Source organism: Novosphingobium sp. 63-713, from assembly GCF_001898925.1.
In the GTDB taxonomy this organism is placed as follows: Bacteria; Pseudomonadota; Alphaproteobacteria; order Sphingomonadales; family Sphingomonadaceae; genus Novosphingobium.
Genome location: NZ_MKVS01000006.1, coordinates 37,623 through 50,852 on the forward strand (window position 1 = coordinate 37,623; position 13,230 = coordinate 50,852).

Sequence of the window (13,230 nt, forward strand, 5' to 3'; positions counted from 1 at the left end):
GAGCGCGAGGGTCTAGACCCTCGCATTTCATCTTTTCTTGGAAAAACCCTCATGCTCGAAATGCGCCCCGATTGCGAAAAATGCGGTCAAGACCTGCCCGCCGAGGCCCCCGGCGCCTTTATCTGCTCATTCGAATGCACGTTTTGCGCGGAATGCAGCGAGGAACTGGACGATCTTTGCCCCAATTGCGGCGGCGAACTGATGGACCGCCCCACCCGCGCGAAGAAGCACCACGCCAAGAACCCGCCCTCGACGGTGCGGCACTACAAGGGATGACGCCTGCCCGGATTTTGACGATTGCCGGATCGGATTGCAGCGGGGGCGCTGGGCTTCAGGCGGATCTGAAAACCATCACCATGCTGGGCGGCTATGGCATGAGCGCGATCACCGCGATCACCGCCCAGAACACGCGCGGGGTTTTTGCGGTCGAGCCGCTCTCGCCCGAAATGGTGGCGGCGCAAATCGACGCCTGCCTTGATGACATCGGCGTCGATGCGGTGAAGATCGGTATGCTGGGCAGCGCGGCGATCACGCATATCGTGGCCGACCGGCTGGAAAAAATCGCCGCGCCCGTGGTGTTCGATCCGGTGATGGTGGCTACCAGCGGGGGCCTCCTGGCCGATGCGGATACCGTGGCGGCGTTTGACCGGATGATGGCGCTGGCGGCGCTCACCACGCCCAACCTGCCCGAACTGGAGGCGCTGGGCGGTGAGGCAGTGGTAAGGGCCAAGACGCAAGCCTTGCTGATAAAAGGCGGCCATGGCGAAGGTGCGGTGATCGAAAACCGCCTGATCTCCCCCCATGGCGAGCATATTTTCGCCAGCGAGCGCATCCACACGCGCCATACCCATGGCACCGGCTGCACTCTGGCCAGCGCGATCGCCACCGGGCTGGGACAAGGCATGGCATTGCCCGAGGCCGTCAAACGCGCGGGCGATTTCGTCCATGCCGCCCTGCTGGCCGCGCCGGGTTTCGGCGCGGGCCATGGGCCCCTTGGACATCAGGCCGTCAGGCTCTGATCATTCCGCAAATTTGGGGAAACAGTCGATCTCGTAATAGCCGGTGATGTGCTCCCACGCATCCTCGGCGGTTTCGACCGGCGTGAAGAGTTCCAGATCGCGCCGGTTGACCACGCCTTCCTCGACCAGAGCCTCGAAATTAACCACCCGGTTCCAGAATTCGGCGCCGAACAGCAGGATCGGGATCGGCTTCATCTTGCCGGTCTGGATCAGGGTGAGCAGCTCGAAAAATTCATCGAATGTGCCGAACCCACCCGGAAACACCGCCACCGCCCGCGCGCGCAGCAGGAAATGCATCTTGCGCAGGGCGAAATAGTGGAACTGGAACGCCAGACGCGGCGTGACATAGGGATTGGGCGCCTGTTCATGGGGCAGCACGATGTTGAGCCCGATGGTCTCGGCCCCGACCTCGGATGCGCCGCGATTGGCCGCCTCCATGATCGAGGGGCCGCCGCCCGAACAGATCACGAATTGGCGCATACCCTTTTCGACAATCGCACATTGACTGGCGATGCGGGCCAGTTTGCGCGCCTCGTCATAATAGCGGGCATTGGCGACCAGACGCTCGACAATCGCCTTTTCCTCGGGTGTGGTGGCGGCCGCGAGGCGCTCTTCCACCTTTTCCGGGGCGGGAATACGCGCCGAGCCATAGCATACCAGCGTCGAACCGATGCCCGCCTCGTCGAGCAGCATTTCGGTTTTCAGCAGTTCGAGCTGAAAGCGAACCGGGCGCAATTCCTCGCGCAGCAAAAATTCAGTGTCGCGAAAAGCCAGCTTGTAACTGGCGCTCTGCGTCTGGGCGGTGCGGGTTTCGTGTTTTTCGACAAAGCCGGCTTCCTGCTCGGCCTTATAAAAACGACGGGACAGACGTTTTTCTTCTTCAGTCATATTTTGCTCTTATACGTTCCAATTGACCTTTTTAGCGCAAAAGAGTGAATGGGCAATGACCGAGAGAGCCTTGGGAATCAGGCGGTAAGCAAGCACTCCGGGGACATCCTTAGGGGCTACCCTTGTATTTATATAAAAATTTTATATCCGTTCATATTCAATTCAGCGCCCCCCGTGCTTGGAGCAAACTCGAAGAGCTGGGCGTGCTAGGGGCTGATAGGGATTGGCGGCACGATGCAGGCGAGGAATAAAAGTGACGGATAATCAAGCGGTTGGCACGCTTTCGGTCAAGAATCAGCTTGGCCTTTTGCTCAAGGCGGTGCTGGCAGTGGGGGCGGTTGCGCTTCTGGTGCTGGCCTATCGCCATTTCACGTATAAGGAGCCGGTGGCGCCTGCGCCCCTGCCCGAAGGCATTGTCGAAATGTCGCCATCGCAAATGGCCACGCTCAAGGTCGAGGCCGTGGGCGGGGGCGATGGCTGGCTGCAGACCGCCGCCACCGGCATGATCGCGGTGGATGAAACCCATGCCACGCCGATTTTCCTGCCCTATTCGGGGCAAGTCACGCAGGTGATGGTTCAGCAGGGCGCCACGGTGGTTCAGGGCCAGCCCCTGCTGACCTTGCGCACCAGCGACGTGGTGGACGCGCGCAACGCGCTGTTCGGCGCGGCCGCCGCCCGATCGAGCGCTTTTGCCGCAGCCAAGCTGGCCGAGGAAAACCTCAAGCGCCAGGAACAGATCTATCGCACCGCCGGTGGCGCGCTGCGTGATTATGAACAGGCTCGTAACGATGCCGTCGCCGCCCAGGCCGCGCTGCGCAGCGCCGAGGCCACGCTGGGCGCCGCGCGCGACAAGCTGGAAATCTATGGCAAGAGCCAGGGCGAAATCGCCCGCCTCGAAGGCGCGCATGAGGTCAACGGCTATCACCCCGAAACCACGTTCCGCGCGCCCATCGGCGGGGTCATCGTCAACCGCGCCGTCAGCCCGGGCCAGTTCGTTCAGGTGGGCGGCACCACGCCGGTGCTGACGATCGCCAATCCGGGCCAGGTGTGGCTGGTGGCGCAACTGGCCGAAAGCGACGCGCCCCATGTGCATATGGGCGACCGGGTGGACGTGACCGTCTCGGCCTTCCCCGGCCGCGTGTTTCAGGCCGTGGTCGACAATATCGCCAGCGCGCTTGATCCGCAAAGCCACCGCCTGCCGGTGCGCGCGACGATCGCCAATCCGGACGGGGCGCTCAAGCCGCAGATGTTCGCCAATTTCACCATCCGCCATCAGGACGCCGCCCCCGTCAACGGCCGCCCGGTGATGTCGGTGCCCGCACAGGCCGTGATCCGCGAAAATGACACTGCCCGCGTGTGGATCCAGATTTCGCCCAACCGTTTCCGCTGTGTCGATGTCACGCTGGGCGAAAGCCATAATGGCCGGGTCGATGTGACCTCTGGCCTCAAGGGCGGCGAAAAGGTCGTCACCACCGGCGCTATCTTTGTGAACGAAGCGGGATTCGGCGCGTGAACAGTCTTGTCCGTTTTGCGCTGCGTTCGCGCATGCTGGTCATGGGGCTGCTGGCAGGGATGCTGGCGGCCGGTGGCATTGCCTTTTACAACCTGAACATCGAGGCCTATCCCGACCCGGTTCCGCCGATGGTGGAAATCATCACCCAGTCCCCCGGCTCCAGCGCCGAGGAGATGGAGCGCGGCGTCACGATTCCCATCGAGGTGCAGCTGGCGGGCCTGCCGCATATGACGGCGATCCGCACCATCAGCCTGTTCGGCCTGTCCGACGTGAAGGTGCAGTTCACCTACGATTTCACCTTTGAACAGGCCCAGCAGCAGGTGATCAACCGCCTGTCGCAGCTTGGCCCCCTGCCCGGCGGCGTCTCGCCCGAACTTTCGCCCACCAGCCCGATCGGCGAAATCTATCGCTATCGCATCAAGGCGCCCAAGGGCTATTCGGTGATGGATCTGAAAACGCTCCAGAACTGGATTCTGGAACGCCGCTTCAAGGCCATTTCGGGCGTGATCGACGTCACCGGCTGGGGCGGCAAGGAGCGCGCCTATGAGGTGGTGGTCGATTCGGCCAAGCTGACCGCGCATCAGACCAGCGTTGCCGCCGTGATCGCGGCGCTGGGCAAGGGCGACAGCAATGTCGGCGGCCAGACGATCAACTTTGGTCCGCAGGCCGCCATTGTGCGCGGCGTGGCGCTGATCCAGTCGCCCAGCCAGATCGAGAACACGCTGGTGACCAACAATGCGGGCGTGCCGGTCTATATCCGCGATGTCGCCAGCGTTCAGGTCGGCAACCAGCCGCGCTTTGGCGTGGCGGGCCTTGGCAATGAGGACGATATCGTCGAGGGCATCGTGCTGATGCGTCGCGGTTCGCAATCCATGCCCACCATCAACGCGGTCAAGGAAGAGGTCGAAAAGATCAATTCGGGCGGCATCCTGCCTCCGGGTGTGACGCTGGTGTCGAATTATGACCGGTCGAAGCTCATCGATGTCACCACGCATACCGTGATGGAAAATCTGGTGGTCGGCATCCTGCTGATCTTTGCGCTGCAATGGGGCCTGCTGGGCAATCTGCGCAGCGCGATCATCGTGGCCACCACCATTCCTTTCGCGCTGGCCTTTGCGGTGCTGATCCTGACGCTTCAGGGCGAGAGCGCCAACCTGCTTTCGGTGGGCGCGCTCGACTTCGGCCTTGTGGTGGACGCCACGGTCATCATGGTGGAAAATATCTTCCGCCATATGGTCGAACGATCCGAGCATGTGGAACGGGGCGAAGGGCATTTCTCCTTCGCCAGCCGCCTTGGCTCGATCCTTCATGCCAGCAGCGAGGTCAGCCGGGGCATTTTCTTTGCCGCCGCGATCATCATCGCCTCCTTCCTGCCGCTCTTCACCCTGACGGGCGTGGAAGGCCATATCTTCGGCCCGATGGCCAAGACCTATGCCTATGCCATCGCGGGCGGGTTGATCGCCACGTTCACGGTGGCGCCGGTGATGTCGGCGCTGCTGCTGCCCGATAAATTGTCCGAGGTGGAAACCTTCATCGTCCAGCGCCTGCGCCGGGTGTACGAACCGGCCTCCAGCTTTGCGCTGGCCAATCCGGTGGTGACGATCGGCGGCGGTCTGCTGCTGTTTGGCGCGGCGATGGTGGGGGTGCGCTCGCTGGGCGTCGAATTCCTGCCGCATCTCGAAGAAGGCAACCTGTTCATCCGCGGCGAATTGCCGACATCGATCTCGCTGGAGGCGGGCCTGCCCACCACCAATGCGATCCGCCGCCGCATCGCCTCCTATCCCGAAACCCAGAATGTGCTTTCAACGCAGGGTCGCCCCGATGACGGCACCGATCCGACGGGCTTCTTCAACGCCGAATTCTTTGTGCCACTGAAACCGCAGAAGGAATGGCCCGCAGGGATGGACAAGGACAAGCTCGTTGCACAAATGAGCAAGGATCTGGCCGAGCATTTCCCCGGCGTCGATTTCTCGTTCTCGCAAATCATCGAGGATAACGTGGCCGAGGCGGCCAGCGGGGTGAAGGGCGCCAATTCGGTCAAGCTGTTCGGGCCCGATCTGGAAACGCTGCAAAAGATCGCCAACCAGATCAAGGATGAGATGGCCAAGGTGCAGGGCATTGCCGACCTCGGCGTGTTCCAGTCGCTTGGCCAGCCCACGGTGCGCATCGATGTCGACCGCGAAAAGGCGGGCCGCTATGGCCTGACGCCCGATGACATCAACCAGACCGTGGCGGCCGCTGTGGGGGGCTCCTCGCCGGGCGAATTGTACGAACCGCACACCGACCGGCACTTCCCGATCATCGTGCGTTTCCGCCCCGAACAGCGCGACAGCATCGACACGATCAGCCACATCACCGTGGCCACGCCCAATGCCAGCGGCGGCGTGACGCAGGTTCCCCTGTCCGAGGTGGCCAGCATCCGCCTCGTCTCGGGCGCCAGCTTCATCTATCGCGAGCACCAGACCCGCTATGTCCCGATCAAGTTCAGCGTGCGCGACCGCGACCTGGGCAGCGCGGTGGCCGAGGCGCAGGCCCGCATCGCCCAGAAGATCACCCTGCCGCCGGGCTATAGTCTGGAATGGGCGGGCGAAATGTCGAACCTGAAGAATGCGGTGGCGCGTCTGGAAATCGTCGTGCCGATCAGCCTGCTGATCATCTTTGCGCTGCTGTTTGCCAATTTCGGCAATCTGCGCGATGCCTGCCTTGCCCTCTCGTCCATTCCGATGGCGATCATCGGGGGCGTGCTGGCTCTGGTGTTGACGGGAACCTCCTTCTCGATTTCGGCCGCCATCGGCTTTGTCGCGCTGTTCGGCATTGCGGTGATGGACGGGATTTTGGTGGTCAACAATTTCAACACCGCGCTCAATGAAGGGCAAAGCCGCGAGGAAGCCTTGCAGACCACCACGAAGAATTCGCTGCGTCCGGTGGTGATGACCTGTCTGGTGGCGGCCATCGGCCTGCTGCCTGCCGCCGTTGCCACGGGCATCGGTTCGCAGGTGCAAAAGCCGCTGGCGCTGGTGGTCGTGGGCGGCATGACGCTGGCCCCGGTGCTGATCCTGCTGGTGCTGCCGCTGCTGATCGGGCGCTATTCCAAGCATGTGCCCAACAAGTTCGCCGTGGCCCATGGCAAGGACGAGCGCGATCTGCCCCATCATCATGAGGGAGAAACGGCATGAGCATGACCGCCCTTTTGCTGGCCGCAACGGTTCCCGCACTGCCTTTGCCTCCGACGCCGGCGGGCAACGCGCCCGCCTCGGTGCTGAGCGCCCCGGTGGCGCCCGAGGGCGGCCCGGCGCAGGCCATTGCCGTGGGGGCCCCGGTCCCCGCGCAATGGTGGCGCGAATTCGGCAATGACGCGCTCAATGCGCTGGTCGAACGCAGCCTGAGCGCCAACCCCGACATCGCCGCGGCCGATGCCACCCTGCGTCAGGCGCAGGAACTGGCGCGCGCCTCGGTAGGCGGGCTGCTGCCCCAGGTCGATGCGGGCTATCAGGCGAGTCGCGCGCGGACCAGCAACACGATCGCACCGGTTCTGGCTGATCAGAATGTGTTGCTCTACACCCTCCACACCGCGCAGGTCAGCCTGTCCTGGTCGCCCGATGTGTTCGGCGGCGGGCGGGCGCGGGTGCGCTCGGCGCAGGCGGCGGCGCGGGCGCAGGCGGCAAGGGCCGACGCGGCGCGCTCAATGGTTGTGGCCAATCTGGTGCAGTCGGCGATCCAATATGCCGCGCTGGGCGAGGAGATCGACGCGACCCGCGATGCCGTCACCGCCTATCGCGATGTGCTGGCGCTGATCAAGCTGCGCCAGAAGATCGGCGCGGTGGGCGCCTCGGACGTGGCGGCGCAGGAAACCGCGCTGGCCGCGATCGAGGGGCAATTGCCGGGGCTGGAGCGCGCGCGCAAGGCGCAGGAGGCCCAGATCGCCGTGCTGATCGGCGTGGCGCCGGGTTCGCCTTTGCCCCCCGTGCCGCGCATGGATGAACTGACCCTGCCCGCGCAATTGCCCTTGAGCCTGCCCGCGCAGGTGGTCGCCCATCGCCCCGATGTGCGCAGCGCCGCCGCGATCATGGAAGGCGCCTCGGCCGATGCCAAGGCCGCCGTGGCCGCCCGTCTGCCCTCCTTTACGCTCAGCGCGCAATATGGCGGCACGGCCAACACATTTGCCGACATGTTCGCAACCGGCAATCCGTTCTGGACGCTGCTGGGCGGGGTGTCGGCGCCGATCTTCCATGCCGGATCGCTGCTGCACCAAAGCCACGCCGCCAAGGCCGCGCTGGAGGCCGCGCAGGCGCAGTATCGCTCGACCGCGCTTCAGGCCTTTGCCGATGTCTCGAACGCGCTGACCGCAATCAAGACCGATGGCGATGCGCTGGCCGCCGCCGACCGGGGCAACCGCGCCTCGGCCGACAGTCTGAACTTTACCCGCCGCCAATATGAACTGGGCGCGGTCGGCACTTTCACCTTGCTGCCGGTTCTGGCCGCCAGGGCCGAGGCGCGCAGCACATGGGTGCAGGCCCGCGCGGCGCGGCTGGTCGATACGGTGGCGCTCTACCAATCGCTGGGCGGCGGAACCGGCCAGAAATAATACGAAGGGGCGCCCGGCCAAGGCGCCCCTTTTCTTTTCAGCAACACGAAATGGCTTTGTCCCGCAACAAAGCGCGCCTATGTCCGCGCCTTATGACGACGGGGGCGAACACGGGACTCTGGCGCAGCGAAGCGCTGGCCACGCTGCGACTGGCGGTGCCATTGGCGGCGGCCAACCTATTGCAAATGGCGGTTTATGCCATTGACGTGATCTTTGTGGCGCGGCTGGGCCAGACCCCGCTGGCTGCCTCTTCCCTCTCGGTCAGCCTGTTCGGCCTGCTGGCGTGGAGCCTGTCGGGCCTAACGGGCGCGGTCTCGGCGCTGGTGGCGGCGGAACTGGGCGCGCGCAATCATGCGGTGCGGTCGGTGCGGCGATCGACGCGGATGGGCCTGTGGCTGGCGGTAGGGACCGGCGCTTTAGCCATGATCCTGTGCAGTTTCGGGCGCGAGATCCTGCTGCTGACCGGACAGGCGCGCGAAGTGGCCGATCTGTCAGGCGGGTTCCTGCATGTGCTGAAATGGGCGATGGTGCCGATGCTGATCGCCAATGTGCTGCGCTCGGTGGTCTCGGCGCTGGGGCGGCCGGTGTTTGCCACTTTCATCACGGCGCTGGCCATCGCGGTCAATGCGGCGGGCAATTATGCGCTGGTGTTCGGCCATTGGGGCATGCCCGCGCTGGGGCTGCAAGGCTCGGCACTCTCCAGCGTCATTACGGGATGCGTGACGGCGCTGGCCTATACGGGGGCGATTTTCGCCAATCGGCGGCTGCGGCGGCATTATCTGTTCGGCCATCTCTGGCGCCCTGATTGGCAGCGCCTGCGCGAGATCGTGGCGATCGGTGCGCCGATCTTCTTTCAGGTGCTGGCCGAGGCTGGTCTGTTTGGCGCCGCCGCTTTCCTGATGGGCCGGATCGGCGAGGCCGAACTGGCCGCACATACGGTGGCCTTGCAGATTGCCGCCTTCACCTTCCAGATCCCGATGGGCATCGGTCAGGCGGCGACCATCCGCGTGGGATACCATTACGGCGCGGGCGACCGGGCGGCGATGGGGCGCGCGGGCTGGGCCTCGCTGCAGATTGGCCTGTGCATCGCGCTCTTCTCATCCTCGCTGATGGTGATTGCCCCGCGCCTGCTGCTCTCGGCCTATATTGACGTGAATGCGGCCGAGCGCGCGGTGATGGTGGCGCTGGCAGTGCGCTATCTGGTGGTGGCCGCCGCGTTTCAGTTGGTCGATGCCACGCAGGTCATTCTGGCGGGGGCGCTGCGCGGATTGCAGGACACCAAGGTGCCGATGGCGATTGCCCTGCTGGGCTATTGGGTGCCGGGATTTGGGGTTTCGGTGATGCTGGGTCTGGGCACGGGGCTGCGCGGGTTTGGCGTGTGGATCGGGCTTGCCACCGGCCTTGCCGTAGTGGCAGTGATGCTGCTGTGGCGCTGGAACCGGCGCGAGGCGCTGGGGCTGGTCCAGACGCGGGCCTGAAATTTTTTGGGTCCTGAATTTTTTTGTCCAAGGGTGCCTTGACGCCCTCTGACCCCGCACCCATATCCGGAGCGTTGGCACTCTCAGGGTGGGAGTGCCAAGAAGCATTTTCAACTTGAGAGAGGTAACACTCCCATGTCGTTCCGTCCTCTGCACGACCGCGTGCTGGTCCGCCGCGTCGAAGCCGAAGAAAAGACCGCCGGTGGCATCATCATCCCCGACAGCGCCAAGGAAAAGCCTGCTGAAGGCATCATCGTTTCGGTGGGCTCGGGCGCCCGCAACGAAGCCGGCGTTGTGACCCCGCTGGAAGTCAAGGCGGGCGACCGCGTGCTGTTCGGCAAGTGGTCGGGCACCGAAGTCAAGGTCGCGGGCGAAGACCTGCTGATCATGAAGGAAAGCGATATCCTCGGCATCATCGGCTGAGTTGATACGCATCTTTTAACCCACTGATATTTCAAAGGAACAGATCATGGCCGCCAAGGACGTGAAATTTGGTCGCGACGTTCGCGAACGCATTCTCAAGGGCGTGGACACGCTTGCCGACGCCGTCAAGGTGACGCTGGGCCCCAAGGGCCGCAACGTCGTCATCGAAAAGAGCTTCGGCGCTCCCCGCATCACCAAGGACGGTGTGTCGGTCGCCAAGGAAATCGAACTGAAGGACAAGTTCGAAAACCTGGGCGCGCAGATGCTGCGCGAAGTGGCCAGCAAGGCCAATGACAAGGCCGGCGACGGCACCACCACCGCCACGGTTCTGGCTCAGGCCATCGTGCGCGAAGGCCTCAAGGCCGTTGCCGCCGGGATCAACCCGATGGATCTGAAGCGCGGCATCGACACCGCCGCTGCTGCTGTGGTCGCCGATCTGGCCAGCCGCTCGAAGCCGGTGGCCGATTCGGCCCAGATCGCTCAGGTCGGCATCATTTCGGCCAATGGCGACACCGAAGTCGGCCAGAAGATCGCCGAAGCGATGGAAAAGGTCGGCAAGGAAGGCGTGATCACCGTCGAGGAAGCCAAGGGCCTCGAATTCGAACTCGATGTCGTCGAAGGCATGCAGTTCGACCGCGGCTACCTGTCGCCCTACTTCGTGACCAACCCCGAAAAGATGACCGTGGAACTGGATAATCCCTATATCCTGATCCACGAAAAGAAGCTTTCGTCGCTGCAGTCGCTGCTGCCGATCCTCGAAGCCGTGGTGCAGTCGGGCCGTCCGCTGCTCATCATCGCCGAGGACATCGAAGGCGAAGCGCTGGCCACCCTCGTGGTCAACAAGCTGCGCGGTGGTCTCAAGATCGCTGCCGTCAAGGCTCCCGGCTTCGGCGACCGCCGCAAGGCCATGCTGGGCGATATCGCCACGCTGACCGCCGGTGAAATGATCTCGGAAGATCTGGGCATCAAGCTCGAAACCGTCACGCTCGGCATGCTGGGTCAGGCCAAGAAGGTCACGATCGACAAGGACAACACCACGATCGTCGACGGTCTGGGTTCGGCTGACGACATCAAGGGCCGCGTTGAGCAGATCAAGGCGCAGATCGAAGTCACCACCAGCGACTACGACCGCGAAAAGCTGCAGGAACGTCTGGCCAAGCTGGCCGGCGGCGTGGCCGTCATCAAGGTCGGCGGTTCGACCGAAGTGGAAGTCAAGGAACGCAAGGATCGCGTTGACGATGCCCTGCACGCCACGCGCGCTGCTGTCGAAGAAGGCATCGTCCCCGGCGGCGGCACGGCTCTGCTCTATGCCACCAAGGCTCTGGAAGGCCTGAAGGGCGCGAACGAAGACCAGACCCGCGGCATCGACATCGTCCGCAAGGCGATCACCGCTCCGATCAAGCAGATCGCTGAAAACGCTGGCGTCGATGGCGTCCTCGTGGCCGGCAAGCTGCTGGATCAGGCCGACGAAACGCTGGGCTTCAACGCCGCGACGGAAACCTACGAAAACCTGCTGGCCGCAGGCGTGATCGATCCGACCAAGGTTGTCCGCACCGCGCTGCAGAACGCTTCGTCGGTGGCTGGCCTGCTGATCACGACCGAAGCCGGTATCGTGGAAAAGCCTGAAGACAAGCCTGCCATGCCCGCGATGCCGGGCGGCGGCATGGGTGGCATGGACTTCTAAGTCCACGCATTATCCAAGGCAAAATGGGAAACCCGGAGGGAGCAATCTCTCCGGGTTTTTCCTTATGTTTACGGAGGTTCCCTGATCCCATCGCAGACACGGGGCGCTTCATCGACAGGTGGGATGACAAGGAGTGGGAATTGGAGTTTACCGGAAATTAGCTTAGACGGGCCTATTTCCAGAACATGCTAAAAGCTCAGAACGCGATTCTCGGCGCTTTGGCGCTCACCGTGGCAATTGCCGCTCCCCCTGTGCTGGCCAAAGGCGATGTCGATGGTCTGGAACAGGCTTTCGACCGCGTGTTCAGCAGCGGCGCCACGCGCCCGCCCCAGCCTGCGGTCCTGCTGCCCCGGCAAAACCCCACCGGCATCAATGGTTTCGAAGCGCGTCTGGCCCAATTGGCGGGCGCTTCACAAGGCCGGATCGGCGTGGCGGCGGTGGACCTTTCCTCCGGGCGCGGCGTCTCGGTGATGGGCGATCAGCCCTTCCCGCTGGCCAGCACCGGCAAGATCGCCGTGGTCGCCACTTTCCTCGAAGGAGTGGATCAGGGGCGCTACAAGCTGTCCGACCGATTCCCGTTGATGATGCCGGTGCCTTCGGCGCGATTCTCGACCGCCGTGGCCCCGGTGCGTCCGGGTGCGATGCTTTCGGCCGAACAATTGATCGAACTGGCCATCACCCGCAGCGACAATCACGCCACCGATGCGCTTCTGGCCGCGATGGGCGGGCCGCAGGTGGTGACGCGCTGGCTGCGCCGCAATGGCATCAACGGCATCCGGCTCGACCGCGACATCGCCACAATGGTGCGTGATGACGGCGAGGTTGATCCCGCCCGCAAGATCGATCTGCGCGATTCGACCACGCCTCAGGCGATGGCCGTGCTGCTGGCGGGCCTGTATCAGGGCCAATGGCTGAGCGCGCAGAGCCGCGAAGTGCTGCTGGGCGCGATGGCGCGTTGCCGCACGGGCATTCACCGTATGCGCGCGGCCCTGCCCGGCGACGCCATGGTGGGCCACAAGACCGGCACGCTGTCGAACACGTCGAGCGACGTGGGCCTGATCCGCAGCAGCGATGGGCGCACGATTGCCGTGGCGATCTATGTGACCGGCCAGGGCGGCAAGCCCGGCCGCGATCAGCGCATCGCCAGCATCACCCGCGCGATCTATGACGGCTATCAGGCGGAACCGGCCGCCGATCTGGCCATGATCGGCGGATCGCGCTAAACCATTTCCTCTCAAGGCATGAAAAAGGCGCCGGACGAGTGATCGTCGGCGCCTTTTTCATGCCTTGCGTCTCTGCGCCCCATTTTGTCAAAGCGCCGCGCGGGCAAAGGAAAAGGCGCGCGGGACATATCCCACGCGCCCTGACCTCTAAAACTTCGCGCTTTCGCGCAGAAGAATTAGTTCGACGAAGCAGCCGAAGCAGCTTCCGAAGCAGCCGAGTCAGCAACCGAAGCGGCCGAGTCAGCAACCGAAGCAGCGTCCGAAGCAACCGATTCAGCCGAGGTAGCGGCTTCTTCGGTCTTCGAGCAAGCGGCGAGCGACAGAGCAGCGCCAGCAACGGCAGCGGCGAGAATGATCTTGCGCATGTGAGTATCCTTGAACAGCGAGTGGACCACGCGCGACACTGTCCACCGGGGT

The 13,230-nt window shown here is 63.9% G+C and carries 11 protein-coding genes; 9 read left to right on the plus strand and 2 right to left on the minus strand.

Annotated elements, in window-relative coordinates:
• Positions 1 to 51: 51 nt before the first annotated feature.
• Both BGP00_RS04595 and thiD read left to right on the plus strand, forming a co-directional pair.
• Complete coding sequence (locus tag BGP00_RS04595) at positions 52 to 276, plus strand: DUF1272 domain-containing protein (RefSeq protein WP_183627226.1); 225 nt, start codon at positions 52 to 54, stop codon at positions 274 to 276.
• Positions 273 to 1,019: a bifunctional hydroxymethylpyrimidine kinase/phosphomethylpyrimidine kinase gene (gene thiD, locus BGP00_RS04600; protein ID WP_292693087.1), complete on the plus strand. Its 747-nt coding sequence runs from the start codon at positions 273 to 275 to the stop codon at positions 1,017 to 1,019. Before BGP00_RS04595 ends, thiD begins: the two co-directional genes overlap by 4 nt.
• Here thiD and BGP00_RS04605 read toward each other — a convergent pair whose 3' ends face one another.
• Positions 1,020 to 1,907 (minus strand): TIGR00730 family Rossman fold protein, encoded by an 888-nt coding sequence (locus BGP00_RS04605; protein WP_292693085.1) that lies wholly within the window; start codon positions 1,905 to 1,907, stop codon positions 1,020 to 1,022. It abuts the gene before it with no gap.
• A 253-nt stretch (positions 1,908 to 2,160) separates the two neighbouring features.
• On the opposite strand from BGP00_RS04605, the gene BGP00_RS04610 reads away from it, so the two are divergent.
• From BGP00_RS04610 to BGP00_RS04640, 7 genes are all read left to right on the plus strand, one after another.
• The gene (locus BGP00_RS04610; RefSeq protein ID WP_292923422.1) at positions 2,161 to 3,420 is read left to right on the plus strand and encodes an efflux RND transporter periplasmic adaptor subunit; all 1,260 of its coding nucleotides are present in this window, start codon (positions 2,161 to 2,163) and stop codon (positions 3,418 to 3,420) included.
• Complete coding sequence (locus tag BGP00_RS04615; RefSeq protein WP_292693081.1) at positions 3,417 to 6,596, plus strand: CusA/CzcA family heavy metal efflux RND transporter; 3,180 nt, start codon at positions 3,417 to 3,419, stop codon at positions 6,594 to 6,596. The genes BGP00_RS04610 and BGP00_RS04615 overlap by 4 nt, the downstream gene beginning before the upstream one ends.
• Positions 6,593 to 8,005, plus strand: a complete 1,413-nt coding sequence (locus tag BGP00_RS04620; RefSeq protein WP_168602929.1) for an efflux transporter outer membrane subunit — start codon at positions 6,593 to 6,595, stop codon at positions 8,003 to 8,005. The genes BGP00_RS04615 and BGP00_RS04620 overlap by 4 nt, the downstream gene beginning before the upstream one ends.
• Before the next feature lie 92 nt (positions 8,006 to 8,097).
• Positions 8,098 to 9,483 carry an MATE family efflux transporter gene (locus tag BGP00_RS04625; protein ID WP_292693078.1) on the plus strand — a complete coding sequence of 462 codons (1,386 nt, stop codon included), beginning with the start codon at positions 8,098 to 8,100 and terminating at the stop codon, positions 9,481 to 9,483.
• Positions 9,484 to 9,618: 135 nt separating this feature from the next.
• Positions 9,619 to 9,906: a co-chaperone GroES gene (locus BGP00_RS04630; RefSeq protein ID WP_168602931.1), complete on the plus strand. Its 288-nt coding sequence runs from the start codon at positions 9,619 to 9,621 to the stop codon at positions 9,904 to 9,906.
• Between the two features lie 46 nt (positions 9,907 to 9,952).
• Positions 9,953 to 11,590, plus strand: a complete 1,638-nt coding sequence (groL, locus tag BGP00_RS04635; RefSeq protein WP_292693074.1) for a chaperonin GroEL — start codon at positions 9,953 to 9,955, stop codon at positions 11,588 to 11,590.
• 185 nt (positions 11,591 to 11,775) lie between these two features.
• Complete coding sequence (locus BGP00_RS04640) at positions 11,776 to 12,813, plus strand: serine hydrolase (RefSeq protein WP_292693072.1); 1,038 nt, start codon at positions 11,776 to 11,778, stop codon at positions 12,811 to 12,813.
• A 176-nt stretch (positions 12,814 to 12,989) separates the two neighbouring features.
• Here the strand turns inward: BGP00_RS04640 and BGP00_RS04645 are convergent, their stop codons facing one another.
• Positions 12,990 to 13,178, minus strand: coding sequence for a hypothetical protein (locus tag BGP00_RS04645; RefSeq protein ID WP_168602934.1), 189 nt, complete (start codon positions 13,176 to 13,178; stop codon positions 12,990 to 12,992).
• Between the last annotated feature and the right edge of the window lie 52 nt (positions 13,179 to 13,230).

Excerpts from the sequence above, each read along its gene's own strand:
- BGP00_RS04620 (WP_168602929.1), top strand. The coding sequence starts at position 6,593 with ATGAGCATGACCGCCCTTTTGCTGGCCGCAACGGTTCCCGCACTGCCT.
- BGP00_RS04640 (WP_292693072.1), top strand. The coding sequence starts at position 11,776 with ATGCTAAAAGCTCAGAACGCGATTCTCGGCGCTTTGGCGCTCACCGTG.
- thiD (WP_292693087.1), top strand. The coding sequence starts at position 273 with ATGACGCCTGCCCGGATTTTGACGATTGCCGGATCGGATTGCAGCGGG.
- BGP00_RS04605 (WP_292693085.1), bottom strand. The coding sequence starts at position 1,907 with ATGACTGAAGAAGAAAAACGTCTGTCCCGTCGTTTTTATAAGGCCGAG.
- BGP00_RS04625 (WP_292693078.1), top strand. The coding sequence starts at position 8,098 with ATGACGACGGGGGCGAACACGGGACTCTGGCGCAGCGAAGCGCTGGCC.
- BGP00_RS04630 (WP_168602931.1), top strand. The coding sequence starts at position 9,619 with ATGTCGTTCCGTCCTCTGCACGACCGCGTGCTGGTCCGCCGCGTCGAA.
- BGP00_RS04645 (WP_168602934.1), bottom strand. The coding sequence starts at position 13,178 with ATGCGCAAGATCATTCTCGCCGCTGCCGTTGCTGGCGCTGCTCTGTCG.
- groL (WP_292693074.1), top strand. The coding sequence starts at position 9,953 with ATGGCCGCCAAGGACGTGAAATTTGGTCGCGACGTTCGCGAACGCATT.
- BGP00_RS04595 (WP_183627226.1), top strand. The coding sequence starts at position 52 with ATGCTCGAAATGCGCCCCGATTGCGAAAAATGCGGTCAAGACCTGCCC.